Raw genomic sequence first — 17781 nt, 5'->3', positions numbered from 1 at the left:
GACGGAACCGATATCAACCTGTGGCCGGCGGCCCCGTCGTGTCGGCCCTTATACCCTGTTCAGGTGACCGACTCCCCGACCACCGCGCCCGAGAGCAGCCCCGACGCCCAGACGGATGCCGATGCGCCGACGTATCGCTACGCGGCGTCCCTGGCGGGCCGCATCGAAAGCGCCTGGCAGGAGAACTGGGCGAAGCTCGGGACGTTCAACGTGCCGAACCCGGTCGGCGACCTGGCACCGCCTGACGGGACCCCGGTGCCCGCGGACAAGCTGTTCGTGCAGGACATGTTTCCCTACCCGTCGGGCGACGGATTGCATGTCGGCCACCCGCTGGGCTACATCGCCACCGACGTGTACGCCCGCTATTTCCGCATGACCGGTCACAACGTCCTGCACGCGTTGGGTTTTGATGCCTTCGGGCTGCCCGCCGAACAATACGCGGTCCAGACCGGCACGCACCCACGGACCAGGACCGAGGCCAACGTGGTCAATTTTCGGCGGCAACTGGGACGCCTGGGTCTTGGCCACGACAGCCGGCGCAGCTTCTCCACCACCGACGTCGACTTCTACAAGTGGACGCAGTGGATCTTCCTGCAGATCTACAACGCCTGGTTCGACACCGCGGCCAAGAAGGCGCGTCCGATCGCCGAGCTGGTGGCCGAATTCGACTCCGGCGAGCGCCGTCTCGACGACGGACGCGACTGGGCCGGGCTTTCGGCGGGGGAGCGGGCCGACGTGGTCGACGGCTTCCGGCTGGTCTACCGGGCGGACTCGATGGTGAACTGGTGCCCCGGGCTGGGAACGGTGCTGGCCAACGAAGAGGTCACCTCCGACGGGCGCAGTGACCGCGGCAACTTCCCGGTGTTCCGGAAACGTTTGCGGCAGTGGATGATGCGCATCACGGCCTACGCCGACCGCCTCCTCGACGATTTGGACGTGCTGGACTGGCCCGACCAGGTGAAGACCATGCAGCGCAACTGGATCGGCCGTTCCACGGGCGTGCAGGCGCTGTTCGCGGCGACCGGGAACCGTTTCGACGGGGACGTCGAGGTGTTCACCACGCGGCCCGACACGCTGTTCGGCGCGACGTACCTGGTGCTGGCGCCCGAGCACGAGCTGGTCGACGGTCTGGTGGCGGACGTGTGGCCGGAGGGCACCGATCCGCGCTGGACGTACGGCGCGGCCACGCCGGGGGAGGCGGTCGCGGCCTACCGCCGGGCGATCGCCGCGAAGTCGGACCTCGAGCGTCAGGAGAGCAAGGACAAGACGGGGGTCTTCCTGGGTAACTACGCGACCAACCCCGCCAACGGTGAGCGGGTGCCGGTCTTCATCGCGGACTATGTGTTGGCCGGTTACGGCACCGGTGCGATCATGGCGGTCCCCGGCCACGACCAGCGGGACTGGGATTTCGCCCGTGAGTTCGGCCTGCCGGTAGTGGAAGTCATTGCAGGGGGCGATGTTTCGGACTCCGCGCATACCGGTGACGGTGTTCTTGTCAACTCCGGATACCTCGACGGAATGGATGTGGCATCGGCCAAGGCCGCCATCACCGAGCGCCTGGAGGCTGACGGTCGCGGCCGGGCGCGCATCGAATTCAAGTTGCGGGACTGGCTTTTCGCCCGCCAGCGATATTGGGGCGAGCCGTTCCCGATCGTCTACGGCGAGGACGGGCGCGCGCACGCGCTCGATGAGGCCGCATTGCCGGTCGAGTTGCCCGACGTGCCGGACTACTCACCGGTGCTCTTCGATCCCGACGACGCCGACAGCGAGCCATCGCCACCGCTGGCCAAGGCCACCGATTGGGTGCACGTGGAGCTGGATCTGGGCGACGGGTTGAAGCCCTATGCCCGCGATACGAACGTGATGCCGCAATGGGCGGGCAGCTCCTGGTACGAGCTGCGGTATACCGACCCGCACAACTCGGAACGGTTCTGCGCCAAGGAGAACGAAGCGTACTGGATGGGTCCGCGGCCGGCCGAGCACGGTCCGCGCGATCCCGGTGGCGTCGACCTCTATGTCGGTGGGGCCGAGCACGCCGTTCTGCACCTGCTGTACGCGCGGTTCTGGCACAAGGTCCTTTACGATCTGGGCCACGTCAGTTCTCGCGAGCCGTACCGCAGGCTGATCAACCAGGGTTACATACAGGCCTTCGCCTACACCGACGCCCGAGGTTCCTACGTGCCTGCCGACCAAGTGGTCGAACGTGGCGACCGCTTCTTCTATCCCGCCGCCGACGGCGACATCGAGGTGTTCCAGGAGTTCGGGAAGATTGGCAAGAGCCTGAAGAATTCGATATCGCCGGACGAGATCTGCGACGAATACGGCGCGGACACGCTGCGCGTGTACGAGATGTCGATGGGCCCGCTCGAAGCATCCCGGCCGTGGGCCACCAAGGACGTCGTGGGAGCCCACCGCTTCCTGCAGCGGGTGTGGCGGCTGGTTGTCGATGAGCAGACCGGCGACATCAGGGTGGCCGACGGGGAGGAGCTGGGTGCGGCCACCTTGCGGGCGCTGCACCGCACCATCGCCGGTGTCACGGAAGACTATGTCGCGCTGCGCAACAACACCGCGACCGCCAAGCTGATCGAATACACCAATTTCCTCACCAAGGAGCACCGCGAAGCGATGCCCCGCGCGGCGGTCGAGCCGTTGGTATTGATGCTGGCGCCGCTGGCCCCGCATCTGGCGGAAGAACTGTGGTTCCGCCTCGGTCACCCCAGGTCATTGGCGCACGGCCCGTTCCCGGTCGCGGATCCCGCCTACCTTGTCGACGACACCGTCGAGTATCCGGTGCAGGTCAACGGCAAGGTGCGCGGCCGCGTGGTGGTCGCCGCCGACGCCGACCAGGAGACGCTGAAAGCCACGGCACTTGCCGACGAGAAGGTCCAGGGATTCCTGGCCGGAGCGACGCCGCGCAAGGTGATCGTGGTGCCCGGCCGGCTGGTCAACCTCGTGGTCTGACGCTTTTGGTTCACTGGGCGGGCCGCAGCACCACCTCGTGGACATGCCCGTCGCGCGGCGCGGTCACCGCGTAGGTGACGGCCCCGGCCACCGTCTCGGGCCGCAGGATTTTTGCGGGGTCGTACTGGCCGCCTTCGAACGCGACCAGCTCGCGCTGCATGTCGCTGTCGGTACGGCCCGGATAGACCGTGGTCACCCGCAGCTCTGGTTCGTCCTCGCGCAGGGAATCGGCGAAGGCGCGCAGCGCGAACTTGCTGGCGGCATACGAGGCCATACCGGGCGAGACCTTGCGGCCCGCGCCGGAGTTGATGAACACCACATGGCCCCGGGCCCGGCGCAGCGCGGGTAACAGCGTCAGCGTAAGTTCGACGGCGCCAAAGACGTTGACGGCGAAGGTGGCTCGCCACTGGTCGATGCTCGATTCGGCGACATGGCCAGGGATCGACACCCCCGCGTTGTGCACCAACACGTCGAGTTCGTCCACGATCTCGCAGGCCGTCTCGATGTCGTCGCCGTCGGTCAGGTCCAGCGGGAAGGTGGTGGCGCCAAGGCGCTCGGCGACGGCGTCGAGTCGTTCAGAGGGCCGACCGGCCAGCAGCAGGGTGTGCGTGGGGGCCAGCGCCGCGGCGATGGCCGAACCGATACCGCCGCCGGCGCCGGTGATGAGTGCAGTGGGCATGCCCGAAGCCTACGTGCGGTACCAATCCGGTTGGCGGCTAGGCGCTTTCATTGCAGATGGGCGGGTCACCGACGGGCCCCGGAGTCGGCTCGCGAGAAGCGAGCCGTTCCAGTGGTACCAGCGCCTCTTTGAGCGTCTCCACGTCGGACGCGGGAAGTTGGCTGAGCATGGCCGCCAGGGCGGCGCGGCGGCTCGCCAGCGATTCGCCGTGCACGGCACGGCCCCGCGGCGTGATGTCGACCAGCACCGCGCGCAGGTCGGACGGGTCGCGCGAGCGCTTCACCAGGCCGATCTTCTCCAGTCGGCGAATGGCCACGGTGGTGGTCGGGGTGCGCACCCGTTCGTGCGCCGCGAGGTCCGTCATCCGGATGGGACCCTGGTCGAGCAGGGTGACCAGAATCGACAGCTGAGCCAGCGTCAGATCTCCGGCGGCGGCCCCCGTGGGATCGCCCCGCCGCAGGATCGAAGCCAACTTGAACAGCGCGCCGTACAAGCCTTCCGCAAGCTCGGTGACGTCGCCCGAGGCCGATTCGCTGTCCGCCATAAACGGGCAGTCTAACCGGATATGTACCGGGTACAAGGTAGCTATCGACAGACTCGCTGCGGTCAAAGCACCCGCGACAGAAACCGCTGCAGGCGTTCGGTCTGCGGGTGGTCGAATATCCGCTCCGGGGGCCCGGATTCCACGACCTTGCCGTGGTCCATGAAGACGACCGTGTCGGATGCCGACCGGGCAAAACCCATTTCGTGCGTGACGACGAGCATTGTCATACCGCCCGCGCCGAGGTCGGCGATGAGTTGCAGAATCCCCTTCACCATCTCCGGATCCAGCGCCGAGGTCGCCTCGTCGAAGAACATCACCTGCGGCGCCATGGCGAGAGCGCGGGCGATCGCGACCCGCTGCTGTTGGCCGCCGGACAGCGTGCCGGGTCGGGCACCGGCCTTGTGTTTCAGGCCAACTCGGTCGAGTTGCGCGAGCGCGAGGTCGCGCGCTTCGTCGGCCGCCAGGCGCCGCAGCTTGCGCGGCGCCATGGCCACGTTCTTGAGCACGCTGAGATGTGGGAACAGGTTGAAATGCTGGAAGACCATGCCGATCCGCTGGCGGAGCTCCGCGGGATCGTCACGCAACACCGACCGGCCGTCCAGCAGGATGTCTCCGCTGTCCGGCTCGTTGAGTCGATTCAGGGTGCGCAGGAGTGTCGACTTGCCCGAACCCGAAGGGCCGATGATTGCGACGGTGCTGCCCGCCGGCACCTCGAGGTCGACCCCGCGCAGCACCTTGTTGCCGCCCAAGGTTTGGTGAATATCGCTGGCGTCCAGCGACACTGGGGCGCGCCAGGTAGTGGCGGCTGTCACGTGATCTCCTGACCGAAAGTGGGGGCGAGCATGTCGGCGCGCTCCGCGGGCTCGGTAGTGCCCGGCCCGCGCCGAAGCCGGGCATCGATGTAGTTCACGAAATGTGTTAACGGGATGGTCAATATCAGATAGAACAGTCCGGCGGCGACCAGAGGCGACAGGCTGCCGGTCTGTGCATTGAGGTCGCGCCCTACCTGAAACAGCTCTCGCTGGTCGGCGATCAAACCCAGAAAGTAGACCAACGCGGACGCCTTCAACAGCCCGATGAACTGGTTGACCAGTGCCGGAAGGACGCGTCGAATTCCCTGTGGCACCACCACCAGGCGCATCGCGGCCGTGTAGCTGAACCCCAGTGCTCGGGCAGCCTCCAGTTGTCCGGGGTCGACGCTTTGTATTCCGGAGCGCAGGATTTCGCCGATGTAAGCCGCGGCCATCAGCCCCAACGCGGCTATTCCGAGAGGGTAGGGATTCTTGTTGGTCAGCCCACCCACCAGCGGCCCCACGCCCATGCCGATGATCAGGATGATCACCACCTCGGGCAGGCCGCGGAAGATGTCGGTGTATATCCGAGCCGGCCAGCGCAGCCACCGCGAGTGCGAAATGCCGGCGATGGCAAGGACCATCCCGAGCGCCAAGCCGATGACGATGGCGCAGTTCGTGAGTATCAACGTGTTCGGCAGGCCGGTGGTCAACAGGATCGGTACCGCCTGTCGATACATGTCCCAGTCGAAGAACGAATCGCGTAACTGGGCCAGGGCGGACCTCGGCGCGGGCGGTCCGACCGGCTTGCGATGCTGGCTTGCGACGATCGCAGCGAAGTCCGGCAAAGTCGGCGCCGGCACGGCCTTGGAACCCGGTTTCCACCCGGGGGGCAGCGTCCGCGGCACCCACTGCGAATACAGGTCGGCCCACGTTCCGTCGGCGATGACGGCGTCGAGCCCGGAGTTGAGGGCATCGACCAGGGCCCGGTTGTCGGGAGCGACCGCGTAGGCCACGAAATTGCCCGCGCTGAAGGTGTTCGCAACGACCACCGCGGGATCGTTGGGCCGGATGATGGTGGCGGCGAGGGTTCCGGGCGCCACCCACGCATCGATCTGGCGGGTCTTGAGGTTCGCGTAGAGGGTGGCGAAGCCGGGGTACTTCACCGGCTGCAGGTGCAGCGTGTCGACGACGTAGGACTCCTCGACGGTCCCTTGCACCACGCCGATGCGTTGGTCGGGGGCCAGGTCACTGAACTTGTGGATCGCTGAGCCGGGCGGCACCACGAGCGAGTAGAAGCCGAAGTCGTATCCGTTGGTGAACGCGACGGTGCGCCGGCGCTTGTCGGTCGCCTTCACCGACGCCGAGCCCACGTCGAAGCGGCGGGACGCGACTTGGGCTAGCAGCGCGGAGAAGTCGGTGCTCACGAAGCGGACCCGGAGGCCGAGCTTGTGCGCGATCGCCCGCAGCAGCTGGTTGTCGAAACCACTGAATTCGCCGGTGGGATTGATGCAGATGTCGGGCGGGGCATCCGAGAGCGTTCCCACGGTCAAGGCGCCCCGTGTGCCCAGGCCGAGCGCGTCGACGTTGACCGCACCGATTGGCTCGACGGTCGCGGTGGTGTGGTCGTCCTCGCCGCCCCTGGCATCGCTTTCGGTCAGGTCCTTGGGCAAGACGACCGCACTGGCCAATCCGCCCGGAGCGCATTGATTCGTGTCGGCGGCCGCGGGTGCGGCGAGCATGCCGCCCACCATGAGGATGGTCGCGGTCAGTCCCAGCAGCCTGCCGCGGCGCTCGGCGCGCCGGCCCACGCGAAATTCCATTGGTGCCACCGTATCGACCGGCCGGCGGCTTGGCCCGCGAAAGCGTGCTTAGAGCGCCAGCGACGGCTCGGTGCGCACCACCTCGGTATCGGTGCGTACCTCCAGCGGGGCGGAGACGACGCGGCTCGCGTCGTCCGGCGCGGTGAACACCCGGCGCCGGAACAGTTCGCTGAGCATGGTCTGGGCCATCAGATAGGAGCGCCCGACGCACGCGCCCCGCGCGGCTTCGGGATCATGCCGATGGATCGCGGCCGTCTCGTCCTCGTAGAACGGCAGGATGTCGTCGCGGCTGCCCTGGTAGGTCATCCAGAAGACGCGCGGGATCAGGTTTTGCGAGGCGCGGATCATCGCGTGCAGGCGCGGTCCCGCGTATTCCTCGTTCAGCGTGCGCTGATATTCCGCCGCGGCCTCCGAGAAGGTGCGGGAATCCTTTGCGCTGCGCAGCGCGCGCATGAGCGCATCCAGTTGACCGAGGATGCGAGGGGTCGGGCTGGTCGCCGCGCGCGCCGCCGCGATGCCGTTGAGCATGCCGTCCAGCTCGTGATGTTCGAGGACGGTGGCCTCGTCGAAGCGCTCGACGAACGCACCCCGGTGGTAGCGCGTGGACACGATGCCGTCGTGCTCGAGCTGAACCAGCGCCTCTTGGATCGGGACGCGGCTAACTCCCAGGCCGACGGCGATCTCGTTGCGGTCGACGCGATCACCGCTGCGCAGCTTCCCGGTCAACACCAGATGGAGGATGTGCGAAACTACCAGGTCCTTCTCTTTGACCCCGTATTTCTTCGGCATTTGCTTGTCTCAAGCCTCTTCCCACCAGCGGCGGCCAGCTGGCGTTGTGAAGTTTCTCATGGCTTGGCGCGTGCTCATAGGTGTTTGGCCGATGAAACCGCGGTGAACGCGGTCCATCGGGATTACTGGCTATCGCGCCACTTGCACAGCGTTTCCGCGGCGGTCAGGTCGTACCCGGGGCCGTCGCACGCGACGGTCAACAAGGTGACCCCGAGACCGACGAGGGCTTGGGCGTTGGCGACCAGCCCGCCGTCGTCCTCAACCGCTGCCGAGTGTTCGATGGCGGCGGGATTGCGCCCGACGTCGGAGCAGTGCCGTTGCAGAACTTCCGACTTGGCCGGGTACTCGTCTGGCGACGCGAAGCTGTGCCAGATGTCGGCGTGCCGGGCGACCAACCGCAGCGTCTTGCGCTCGCCGCCGCCGCCGATCAGCACCGGAATGTCGCGGGTCGGCGCGGGATTCAGCTTGGCCAGCCGGGACTCGATCCGGGGAAGTGCTGCCGCAAGGTCGTCGAGTCGGCTACTTGCGGTGCCGAAGTCATAGCCGTACTCGTCGTAGTCCCTCTGCTTCCAGCCCGATCCGATGCCCAGCACGAGGCGGCCGCCCGAGATGTGGTCGACAGTGCGGGCCATGTCGGCCAGCAGCTCCGGGTTGCGGTAGGAGTTGCAGGTCACCAGGGCGCCGATCTCGATGCGCGACGTCTGCTCGGCCCAGGCCGCGAGCATCGTCCAGCACTCGAAGTGCGCACCGTCTGTATCGCCGTACAGCGGGAAGAAGTGGTCCCAGTTGAAGGCGATGTTCACGCCGATGTCCTCGCAGCGGTGGACGGCGTCGCGGATCTGCCGGTACTCGGGTGCGTGCTGAGGCTGCAGTTGCACCCCGATCCGGACGGGTCGGGCGGGGAGGCCGGAAGTCATACGACCACCGTAGGCTCAGCGCGCGTCGAGCACCTCGCGCAGCAGACCGATCAGCGCCCGCGGCTGGTCGCTCTGCACCGAGTGTCCCGCGCCGTCGACGACATGGGCGCGCCGGAAATGCCTTGCGCGCCTGCTGAGTTCGGCGGCGTCCTCGTCGGTGACAAAGCCGGAATTGCCGCCGCGCACCAGAGTGACGGGCGCCGACAACGCGTCGACGTCGTCCCATAGGCCGGTGAAGTCCGGGAAGGTGCGGATGGCGTCGTAGCGCCACGTCCAGTTGCCGTTGTCCAGCCGGCGCGAGTTGTGAAACACGCCCCGGCGCAGCGCCTTGACCTCGCGGTTGGGCGCCGCGGCGACGGTCAGGTCCAGCATGGCCTGGAAGCTTTCGAATTCGCGCTCACCGTGCATCAACGCGACGGTGCCCTGCTGCTCTTTGGTCATTTCCGAGTGCCGTTGCAGCGCCGAGGGGGTGACGTCGATGAGGACGAGCTCGTTCACCAGCTGGGGCGCCGCGGCGCCCAGGCGGATGGCGGTCAGCCCGCCCAGCGACATGCCGACCACGAGTTCGGCGTGGGGCGCGTGTTCGCGCAGGGCGGGCAACACCGCCTCGGCGTTGAGCCGGGGCGAATAGTCGCCGTCCTCGCGCCATGCCGAGTGGCCGTGGCCCGGCAGGTCGACGGCCAGGGCGGGTTCGCCGAGGCCGACGATCACCGTGTCCCAGGTGTGGGCGTTCTGGCCACCGCCGTGCAGGAAGACGATCCTCGGGGGAGTGGTGCCCCAGCGCAGCGCGCTGATGCGGCTCTCGTTCGCGCCCGCTTCGACCCTTGCCACGCTTGGCAGTGGGCCCGTGGCCCCGGCCTGTTCGGCGTTTTCCGGGAGCAGCGAGAACTCGGACAACCCGGTCAGTTCGTCTTCGGACATCTCGGTCACGATCTCTGACCCTACGAACCGGGCCCGGGCCCGGGAAAGGGCCGGTCCGGTTTCGAGACATCCCAGAAACGAATGTGCGGCGAGATCGCACTGGCGACCCCACCGCACATTCGGTGAAGGCGGAACTACCCCTCGATGATGAACTCTTCCAGCTGAGCGCGCGCGACATCGTCGGGCAGCTGTTGCGGCGGGCTCTTCATCAGGTAGGCCGACGCCGGGATCACCGGGCCGCCTATGCCGCGGTCCTTGGCGATCTTGGCCGCGCGGACCGCGTCGATGATGACGCCCGCCGAGTTCGGCGAGTCCCACACCTCGAGCTTGTATTCCAGGTTGAGCGGGACGTCGCCGAAGGCGCGGCCCTCCAGGCGCACGTACGCCCACTTGCGGTCGTCGAGCCAGCCCACGTGGTCGGACGGCCCGATGTGGACGTCCTTGGTCTTGAACTCGCGCTGCAGGTTGCTCGTGACGGCTTGAGTCTTGGAGATCTTCTTGGATTCGAGGCGCTCGCGCTCGAGCATGTTGAGGAAGTCCATGTTGCCGCCCACGTTGAGTTGCATGGTGCGGTCGAGCTGCACGCCGCGGTCCTCGAAGAGCTTGGCCATCACCCGGTGGGTGATGGTCGCGCCGACCTGGCTCTTGATGTCGTCGCCGACGATCGGCACACCCGCGTCGGCGAACTTCTTGGCCCACACCGGGTCCGACGCGATGAACACGGGCAGCGCGTTGACGAACGCGACGCCGGCGTCGATGGCGCATTGGGCGTAGAACTTGTCGGCCTCTTCCGAACCGACGGGAAGGTAAGACACCAGCACGTCGACCTTGGCGTCCTTGAGCGCCTTGACCACGTCGACGGCCTCGGCGTCGGACACCTCGATGGTGTCGGCGTAGTACTTGCCGATGCCGTCCAGGGTCGGGCCGCGCTGCACCACCACGTCGGTTGGCGGCACGTCGGCGATCTTGATCGTGTTGTTCTCCGACGCGAAGATCGCCTCGGAGAGGTCGAAGCCGACCTTCTTGGCGTCCACGTCGAAGGCCGCCACGAACTTGACGTCCCGGACGTGGTACTGGCCGAACTTCACGTGCATCAGCCCGGGCACGGTGCTGTTATGGTCCGCGTCTTGGTAATACTGCACGCCCTGAACCAGCGATGACGCGCAGTTCCCGACGCCGACGATGGCGACTCGAACCTCCGTCTGCGCCTCTTCCGCCTTCGGCGGCTGCTGCTCACTCATAGGGCGTTCTCCTAACTTCATAACCTCTAGTCCCCCGGTTCGGGCTGTCGATCGTTCTGTGCTGGTGTTTCGTGCCTATTCGGAGAGGCCCGGCATGGCGCGCTCCGCGGCGATGAGCTCGTTGAGCCACTTGACTTCGCGCTCACTGGACTCGAGCCCAAGCTGATGCAGTTGGCGGGTGTAGCGGTCGAACGAACTGCTGGCCCGCGCCACCGCCTCGCGCAGGCCCTCACGCCGTTCCTCGACCTGTCGGCGGCGACCTTCCAGGATCCGCATCCGCGCCTCGGCCGGAGTCCGGTTGAAGAAGGCCAGGTGCACCCCGAAGCCGTCGTCGGTGTAGTTGTGCGGGCCGGTGTCGGCCACCAACTCGGTGAAGCGCCTCCGACCCTCGTCGGTGAGCTGGTAGACCCGACGGGCCCGACGGACCGGCGTGCCGGCCGGGGCGGCGTCCTCGGCGATCAGGCCATCCGCCTGCATCCGCCGCAGCGCCGGGTACAGCGAACCGTACGAGAACGCCCGGAACGCCCCCAGCAGGCCGGTCAGCCGCTTACGCAGCTCGTAGCCATGCATTGGCGACTCGATGAGGAGACCCAGGATGGCGAGCTCGAGCATCGACTCACCCCCTTTGCATGGTTGTTACGACGGCCCGACGCCTCGCGCAATCGTATCGTTTCGATATATTCGCCACAACACTACCGCGCGTTGGTGCGACATTAGTCACCGCGTTGCCTGCGGTTCAACCCGAGATTAGGGCAGGTTGACGCGCTTGATCGTGCCGTCACCTGCGAAGACGATGAATCCACCGCCGTAGTCACTGGAGACGTACACCGAAAGCGACAATGTGTCCGGTGCGGTCGGGTGCGTTGCCGGCTCGATCACCAGATAGGTGGTCTTGACGTCGGACGGCTTCATGTGCAGCGTTTCGGGGGCACCGCGCATGATCCCGACCGTCGCGGTGATGTCGAACCTGCCGAGGTCGACGGGCACCGGCCCGTCGGCGGAGCTCTTGGCGGAACTGGTGGGGTCGCCCCACCCGCCTCGGTAGTCGTAGGCCAGTACGCGCCGGTCGTCGGAGGGATCCGGGCGGTCGAGCACGGCATACGTCGGGTAGACCACCAGCCGGTAACCGATGGTGTCGCCGAATCTCTTGCGGGTTTGTTCCATGAGGCCGGTGAGCCCACCCACCGAGTGGAGTTGGGTGGGTGGGGTCAGCACCACCGGGCCCACCCCATCGGGTTTGGCGCCGGGATCGGTGGTGAAGTCCAGCGGTGACGCGGTGTTGCCGTACAGGCCCCAGCCAATGCCCATGCCCAGCAGCCCGGAGACCACGAACGCGATCGCCAGGAGCACCCAACCGTTGGGCGTGGCCGGCCGGCGCCACCGCGCGACGGGCGGCGGCTGAAGCACGGCGCTCCCGGATTGCAGGTCCGACACCAGGGCCCGCAGGTCGCCGAGAGTTACGGCGCTGGTGGCCGTGCTGACCCGCTCTTGATGCTCCGCCATGGACAGCTCGCCGTCGTTGAGGGCGTCGTCGAGGGTCTTGCAGGTTTCTTGCCGATCGCTGTCTTTGGCGCGGGTCGACGACGTCGCCCCACCGGTGAGCGCCGTCGTTGCGGTTTTCCAGCTCGCCCCGAGCCCTTTCGCCACGCGACGATCGTAGAAGTCCACCGGCGTTCCGCACAGTCAACGACGGCGCGGCCGGTGACACCGTTGGTTGCGTATCAGCGTCGCGGGTGGCGACGTACTCTGGTCAACGTGCGACTGCAGCGACAGGTGGTGGACTACGCGCTTCGGCGCCGTTCCCTGCTGGCCGAGGTCTACTCGGGCCGCACCGGTGTGTCCGAGGTGTGTGACGCCAACCCCTACCTGCTGCGCGCGGCTAAGTTCCACGGCAAGACCAGCAAGGTGATGTGCCCGATCTGCCGCAAGGAGCAGCTCACGCTGGTGTCGTGGGTCTTCGGCGAGCACCTGGGCCCGGTGTCGGGCTCGGCGCGGACCGCTGAAGAGCTGGTGTTGCTGGCCACCCGTTTCGATGAGTTTGCCGTCCACGTCGTGGAGGTCTGCCGGACCTGCAGCTGGAACCATCTGGTCAAGTCGTATGTCCTCGGCGCGATACGCCCCCCGAAGGGCACGCGAACCCGAACGGCGCGCAACGGCGCCCGTACGGCCATTGAGTAGCGAAAACCGCCACGACCAGTCGCCGGGTGACCCGCATACGTCAGCGACTGAGCGGGTGGGCAAGCACGAGGCTTTCGACGGCCCGGACCGTCGTGGCGTGCCGCCGACACGGGGCCATCGGCGGGGCGTTCCCCCCGACGACCGGTTGACCATGGTCCTGCCGCCCGTCGTCGACGATCGGGCGCCGCGGCGGTCCGACCCCATCGAGGAGGTCCGGGCCGCGCTGGAGGGGGCCCCGACGGGCCCGGTGCAGCGCGACGCGATCGAGGAGGTCAAGGCCGCGCTGGACGGGCGTGCGACGGCTTCACCCCGCCGCGACCGGTTGTTCACGGGTGACCGGCCGCCGGCGGGGCCCCGGCCGCCGGGCCAGTCGGGACACCGGGCCGCCGGTCGCGGGGTCGACTGGAGTTGGACGCACCAGATCAACTGGCTGTGGGTGCGGCGGGCGGCTTACCTGACCGCCGCGATGCTGGTGCTGCTCCCGCTCGTCACTTTCGGGATGGCGTATTTCATCGTCGACGTGCCCAAGCCGGGTAACATCCGGACCAACCAGGTGTCGACGATCCTGGCCAGTGACGGCTCCGAGATCGCGAAGATCATTCCGCCCGAAGGCAACCGGGTCGACGTGAACCTCAGCCAGGTGCCCGTTCACGTTCGCCAGGCGGTGATCGCCGCCGAAGACCGCAACTTCTACACCAACCCGGGCTTCTCCTTCACCGGCTTTGCGCGCGCGGTGAGCAACGACCTGTTCGGCGGTGACCTGCAGGGCGGTTCGACGATCACCCAGCAGTACGTGAAGAACGCGCTTGTCGGTTCGGCCCAGCACGGGGTCAGGGGCCTGGTGCGCAAGGCCAAGGAACTCGTCATCGCCACCAAGATGTCGGGGGAGTGGTCAAAAGACGATGTGCTGCAGGCCTATCTGAACATCATCTATTTCGGCCGGGGCGCCTACGGAATCTCGGCCGCCGCCAAGGCGTACTTCGACAAGCCCGTCGACCAGCTCACCGTGTCCGAGGGAGCGCTGCTGGCCGCCCTGATCCGGCGGCCGTCCTCGCTGGATCCTGCGGTCGACCCCAAGGGCGCCGCGGACCGCTGGAACTGGGTGCTCGACGGCATGGTGGAGACGAAGGCGCTGTCGCCGAGTGATCGCGCCGCCCAGGTGTTTCCGGCGACCGTGCCGCCCGATGTGGCGCGCGAACAGAACCAGACCAGCGGTCCCAACGGTCTGATCGAGCGCCAGGTGACCAAAGAACTCATGGAGCTGTTCAACATCGACGAGCAGACGTTGAACACCCAGGGCCTGCAAGTCACCACCACGATCGATCCGAAGGCGCAGCAGGCCGCCGAGAAGGCGGTGTCGAAGTATCTCGACGGGCAGGACCCGGACATGCGCGCGGCGGTGGTCTCGATCGACCCGCACAACGGTGACATCCGCGCCTACTACGGCGGATCGGACGCCAACGGATTCGATTTCGCGCAAGCCGGCCTGCAGACGGGGTCGTCGTTCAAGGTGTTCGCCTTGGTGGCCGCTCTCGAGCAGGGGATCGGCTTGGGCTATCAGGTCGACAGCTCGCCGCTGACGGTCGACGGCATCAAGATCACCAACGTCGACGGTGAGAGTTGCGGGACGTGCAACATCGCCCAGGCGCTCAAGCAGTCGTTGAACACCTCCTACTACCGGCTGATGCTCAAGCTCAAGGGCGGCCCGCAGGCAGTCGCGGACGCGGCGCACCAGGCCGGTGTCGCCACCAGCTTCCCCGGCGTGGAGCACACGCTGTCCGAGGACGGCAAGGGCGGCCCACCCAACAACGGTGTGGTGCTGGGCCAGTACGAGACCCGGCCGATTGACATGGCGTCGGCCTACGCCACGCTGGCCGACTCCGGGGTCTACCACCGGCCGCATTTCGTGCAGAAGGTGGTCAACTCCGAGGGGCAAGTCCTGTTCGACGCGGGCAGCAAGGACAACGCCGGGGAGCAGCGCATCGACAAGGCCGTCGCCGACAACGTCACCGCGGCGATGGAGCCCATCGCGAGCTATTCGCGGGGCCACAGCCTGGCCGGTGGCCGGCCGTCGGCGGCCAAGACGGGCACCACGCAGTTCGGTGACACCACCTCGGACAAGGACGCCTGGATGGTGGGCTACACGCCATCGCTGTCGACGGCCGTATGGGTGGGCACCGTCAAGGGCGACAAGCCGCTGGTAACCGCTTCCGGCGCACCGGTTTACGGCTCGGGCCTGCCCTCGGACATCTGGAAGGCGACGATGGACGGCGCGCTGAAGGGCACCTCCAACGAGTCCTTCCCCAAGCCGACCGAGATCGGTGGCTACGCGGGCGTGCCGGCGGCGCCGCCACCCCCGCCGCCGCCGTCGGAGACCGTTATTCAGCCGACGGTCGAGATCGCCCCCGGCATCACCATTCCGGTGGGTCCCCCGACGACGATTCCCGCTGGGCCCCCGCCGCCGGGCGGGCCGGGGGGTCCGCCGTTCAATGGCGTCCCGCCGGGCGGCCCGCAAGCCCCGCCCCCGGGCCAGCCGCCGCCGTGACCGACGCCGAACCGAGCAGCGCCACAGGCGCACAGACACCTAGCGCCACCATCTCGCCGCAGCCGCTGGCCCCCGACCTGCGCAGCGTCGGCAACCGCGATTGCCCGAGCCGCACCGATTTTCTGGGCGTCGCCCTCGCGCAGGTCATTGGCGGACCGGTCGGCCGGCATGCGCTGATCGGGCGCGGCCGGCTGATGACCCCGCTGCGCGCGATGTTCGTGATGGCGCTGGTGTTCTTGGCGCTCGGCTGGTCGACCAAGGCCGCGTGCCTGCAGAGCACCGGCACCGGGACCGGGGATCAGCGCGTGGCCAATTGGGACAACCAGCGCGCCTATTACGAGCTGTGCTACTCCGACACGGTGCCGCTCTACGGCGCGGAGCTGTTGAGCCAGGGCAAGTTTCCGTACAAATCCAGCTGGATCGAGACCGACGGCAGCGGGGCCCCGCAGACGCGATACGACGGCATGCCCGCGGTGCGCTACATGGAGTATCCCGTGCTGACCGGCGTCTATCAGTACGTGTCGATGGCGGTGGCCAAGAGCTACACCGCGCTGAGCAAGCTGACCCCGGTGCCGGTGGTCGCCGAGGTCGTCGTCTTCTTCGACGTCGCGGCGTTCGGGTTGGCGCTGGCCTGGCTGGGGACGGTGTGGGCAACGGCGGGACTGGCTGGCCGGCGGGTGTGGGATGCCGCGCTGGTGGCCGCGTCGCCGCTGGTGATCTTTCAGATCTTCACCAATTTCGATGCGCTGGCAACGGGATTCGCGATGGGCGGCCTGCTGGCGTGGGCGCGGCGAAAGCCCGTGTTGGCCGGTGCCCTGATCGGGCTGGGCGCCGCCGCCAAGCTGTATCCCCTGCTGTTTTTGGGCCCGATGTTGGTGCTCGGCATGCGGACCCGGCGCCTCGGCGCGCTGGCGCGCACCGCCTTGGCGGCCGCGGTGACCTGGCTGGCCGTGAATCTGCCGGTGCTGTTGCTCTTTCCGCGGGGATGGTCGGAGTTTTTCCGGCTCAACACGCGGCGCGGCGATGACATGGACTCGGTGTTCAACGTCGTCAAGTCATTCACGGGCTGGCGCGGCTTCGATCCCAAACTGGGTTTCTGGCAGCCACCCGAGGTACTCAATACGGTGGTGCTGGTGTCGTTCGTATTGTGTTGCGCCGCGATCACCTACGTCGCGTTTACAGCTCCGCAACGGCCACGGCTGGCGCAGCTGCTGTTCCTCGTGGTGGCGGCCTTCCTGCTGACCAACAAGGTGTGGAGCCCGCAGTTCTCGCTGTGGCTGGTGCCGCTGGCGGTGCTGGCCCTGCCGCATCGTCGAGTTCTTCTGGCATGGATGACTATCGACGCCCTGGTGTGGGTGCCGCGGATGTATTACCTGTACGGAAATCCGAACCGTTCCCTGCCCGAGCAGTTCTTCACCACCACGGTGTTGCTGCGTGATGTCGCGGTGGTCGCGCTATGCGTGCTGGTGGTGCGCCAGATCTACCATCCCGAGGACGACGTGGTGCGTTGGGGCGGCCGGGTGGACGATCCGTCGGGTGGCCCGTTCGACCGGGCCCCCGACGCGCCCCCAAGTCGGCTGCCGGCCTGGTTACGCCCGGCCACGTCCAGTGCGCCCGCGGCACCCGAGCCGGCTTCCGAGTTGGCCTCGAGCGGGGCGCAGTTATGACCCTGGTCGCGATCCCGTTGTTCCCGCGGTGCACGGCGCTCGACGCGGTGGGCCCCTACGAGGTGCTGCAGCGCGTTCCCTCGATCGATGTCGTGTTCGTCGGGCACCGACGCGGCGAGGTCCGCACCGAAAACGGCATGCTGGGCTTGACGTGCGACGCGCGGTTCGACGAGGTCCACACACCCGATGTGGTGGTGTGTCCAGGGGGCATCGGGACCCGCCAATTGATCCACGACGAGACGATTGTGGACTGGCTGCGGTCGGCGCACACGAGCACGACCCTGACCACGTCGGTGTGCACCGGCGCTCTGCTGCTCGCCGCCGCGGGCTTGCTCGACGGGCTCACCGCGACCACGCATTGGCGGGCCGCCGACCTGCTCAACCAGTTGGGCGCCCGCTATGTGCCCGACCGCGTCGTCGAGCACCTACCCCAGCGCGTCATCACCGCCGCTGGCGTATCCAGCGGCATCGACATGGCACTGCGGCTGGTGGAGCTGCTGGTCGACCGGCGGGCCGCGGAGGCCGCCCAATTGCTGATCGAATACGACCCCCAGCCGCCGTTCGACTCGGGCGCCCTCGCCAAGGCCGATCCCGAGACGGTGGCCCGAGCCGAGGACTATCTGAGCGCGCGGCAGTGATTTCTCGGCCGGACAAAACATCCGGTACCCTGGGGCGGTTGCCGACGCAGGCGACCCTCCTGCCGCGGATAGTCCGTGGCCGCTTGA

15 protein-coding genes are annotated in these 17781 nt (G+C 67.5%); 5 read left to right on the top strand and 10 right to left on the bottom strand.

The window, feature by feature from the left end; genetic code table 11:
* Positions 1-63: 63 nt before the first annotated feature.
* Positions 64-2961 carry a leucine--tRNA ligase gene (gene leuS, locus SKC42_RS18265; RefSeq protein ID WP_330965676.1) on the top strand — a complete coding sequence of 966 codons (2898 nt, stop codon included), beginning with the start codon at positions 64-66 and terminating at the stop codon, positions 2959-2961.
* Between the two features lie 10 nt (positions 2962-2971).
* On the opposite strand, the gene SKC42_RS18260 is transcribed toward leuS, so the two are convergent.
* From SKC42_RS18260 to SKC42_RS18215, 10 genes are all read right to left on the bottom strand, one after another.
* Positions 2972-3640: an SDR family oxidoreductase gene (locus SKC42_RS18260; protein WP_330965675.1), complete on the bottom strand. Its 669-nt coding sequence runs from the start codon at positions 3638-3640 to the stop codon at positions 2972-2974.
* A gap of 37 nt (positions 3641-3677) precedes the next feature.
* On the bottom strand, positions 3678-4184 hold the full coding sequence (locus SKC42_RS18255; RefSeq protein ID WP_330965674.1) for a MarR family winged helix-turn-helix transcriptional regulator: 507 nt from the start codon (positions 4182-4184) through the stop codon (positions 3678-3680).
* A 62-nt stretch (positions 4185-4246) separates the two neighbouring features.
* Complete coding sequence (locus SKC42_RS18250) at positions 4247-4996, bottom strand: amino acid ABC transporter ATP-binding protein (protein ID WP_330965673.1); 750 nt, start codon at positions 4994-4996, stop codon at positions 4247-4249.
* Positions 4993-6798, bottom strand: a complete 1806-nt coding sequence (locus SKC42_RS18245; protein ID WP_330965672.1) for an ABC transporter substrate-binding protein/permease — start codon at positions 6796-6798, stop codon at positions 4993-4995. Before SKC42_RS18245 ends, SKC42_RS18250 begins: the two co-directional genes overlap by 4 nt.
* Positions 6799-6846: 48 nt before the next feature.
* Positions 6847-7587, bottom strand: a complete 741-nt coding sequence (locus SKC42_RS18240) for a GntR family transcriptional regulator (RefSeq protein ID WP_330965671.1) — start codon at positions 7585-7587, stop codon at positions 6847-6849.
* 122 nt (positions 7588-7709) lie between these two features.
* Complete coding sequence (locus tag SKC42_RS18235) at positions 7710-8504, bottom strand: LLM class F420-dependent oxidoreductase (RefSeq protein WP_330965670.1); 795 nt, start codon at positions 8502-8504, stop codon at positions 7710-7712.
* 15 nt (positions 8505-8519) lie between these two features.
* Positions 8520-9425, bottom strand: coding sequence for an alpha/beta fold hydrolase (locus SKC42_RS18230; RefSeq protein ID WP_330965669.1), 906 nt, complete (start codon positions 9423-9425; stop codon positions 8520-8522).
* Positions 9426-9559: 134 nt separating this feature from the next.
* Positions 9560-10666 carry an inositol-3-phosphate synthase gene (locus SKC42_RS18225; protein WP_330965668.1) on the bottom strand — a complete coding sequence of 369 codons (1107 nt, stop codon included), beginning with the start codon at positions 10664-10666 and terminating at the stop codon, positions 9560-9562.
* 75 nt (positions 10667-10741) lie between these two features.
* The gene (locus tag SKC42_RS18220) at positions 10742-11278 is read right to left on the bottom strand and encodes a PadR family transcriptional regulator (protein WP_330965667.1); all 537 of its coding nucleotides are present in this window, start codon (positions 11276-11278) and stop codon (positions 10742-10744) included.
* Between the two features lie 135 nt (positions 11279-11413).
* Positions 11414-12313, bottom strand: a complete 900-nt coding sequence (locus SKC42_RS18215; RefSeq protein ID WP_330965666.1) for a DUF1707 SHOCT-like domain-containing protein — start codon at positions 12311-12313, stop codon at positions 11414-11416.
* Positions 12314-12421: 108 nt separating this feature from the next.
* Here SKC42_RS18215 and SKC42_RS18210 point away from each other — a divergent pair, with 108 nt between their 5' ends.
* From SKC42_RS18210 to SKC42_RS18195, 4 genes are read left to right on the top strand one after another with little or no spacing between them, the layout of a single operon-like run.
* Entirely contained in the window at positions 12422-12844 is a 423-nt protein-coding gene (locus SKC42_RS18210; RefSeq protein WP_330965665.1) for a DUF5318 domain-containing protein, read from the top strand.
* A complete protein-coding gene (locus SKC42_RS18205; RefSeq protein ID WP_442932183.1) occupies positions 12837-15389 on the top strand; it encodes a transglycosylase domain-containing protein in 2553 nt (850 codons plus the stop codon). Before SKC42_RS18210 ends, SKC42_RS18205 begins: the two co-directional genes overlap by 8 nt.
* Positions 15386-17056, top strand: coding sequence for a glycosyltransferase family 87 protein (locus SKC42_RS18200; RefSeq protein WP_330965664.1), 1671 nt, complete (start codon positions 15386-15388; stop codon positions 17054-17056). The genes SKC42_RS18205 and SKC42_RS18200 overlap by 4 nt, the downstream gene beginning before the upstream one ends.
* Positions 17053-17694: a DJ-1/PfpI family protein gene (locus SKC42_RS18195; RefSeq protein ID WP_330965663.1), complete on the top strand. Its 642-nt coding sequence runs from the start codon at positions 17053-17055 to the stop codon at positions 17692-17694. Before SKC42_RS18200 ends, SKC42_RS18195 begins: the two co-directional genes overlap by 4 nt.
* The last annotated feature ends 87 nt before the right edge of the window (positions 17695-17781 follow it).

Source organism: Mycobacterium sp. 050134, assembly GCF_036409085.1.
GTDB lineage: Bacteria > Actinomycetota > Actinomycetes > Mycobacteriales > Mycobacteriaceae > Mycobacterium.
Note: the sequence above shows the minus strand (reverse complement) of the source record. Positions and strands in the feature narration are given on the sequence as shown.

Excerpts from the sequence above, each read along its gene's own strand:
- SKC42_RS18260 (WP_330965675.1), bottom strand. The coding sequence starts at position 3,640 with ATGCCCACTGCACTCATCACCGGCGCCGGCGGCGGTATCGGTTCGGCC.
- SKC42_RS18255 (WP_330965674.1), bottom strand. The coding sequence starts at position 4,184 with ATGGCGGACAGCGAATCGGCCTCGGGCGACGTCACCGAGCTTGCGGAA.
- SKC42_RS18245 (WP_330965672.1), bottom strand. The coding sequence starts at position 6,798 with ATGGAATTTCGCGTGGGCCGGCGCGCCGAGCGCCGCGGCAGGCTGCTG.
- SKC42_RS18240 (WP_330965671.1), bottom strand. The coding sequence starts at position 7,587 with ATGCCGAAGAAATACGGGGTCAAAGAGAAGGACCTGGTAGTTTCGCAC.
- SKC42_RS18235 (WP_330965670.1), bottom strand. The coding sequence starts at position 8,504 with ATGACTTCCGGCCTCCCCGCCCGACCCGTCCGGATCGGGGTGCAACTG.
- SKC42_RS18230 (WP_330965669.1), bottom strand. The coding sequence starts at position 9,425 with ATGTCCGAAGACGAACTGACCGGGTTGTCCGAGTTCTCGCTGCTCCCG.
- SKC42_RS18225 (WP_330965668.1), bottom strand. The coding sequence starts at position 10,666 with ATGAGTGAGCAGCAGCCGCCGAAGGCGGAAGAGGCGCAGACGGAGGTT.
- SKC42_RS18220 (WP_330965667.1), bottom strand. The coding sequence starts at position 11,278 with ATGCTCGAGCTCGCCATCCTGGGTCTCCTCATCGAGTCGCCAATGCAT.
- SKC42_RS18195 (WP_330965663.1), top strand. The coding sequence starts at position 17,053 with ATGACCCTGGTCGCGATCCCGTTGTTCCCGCGGTGCACGGCGCTCGAC.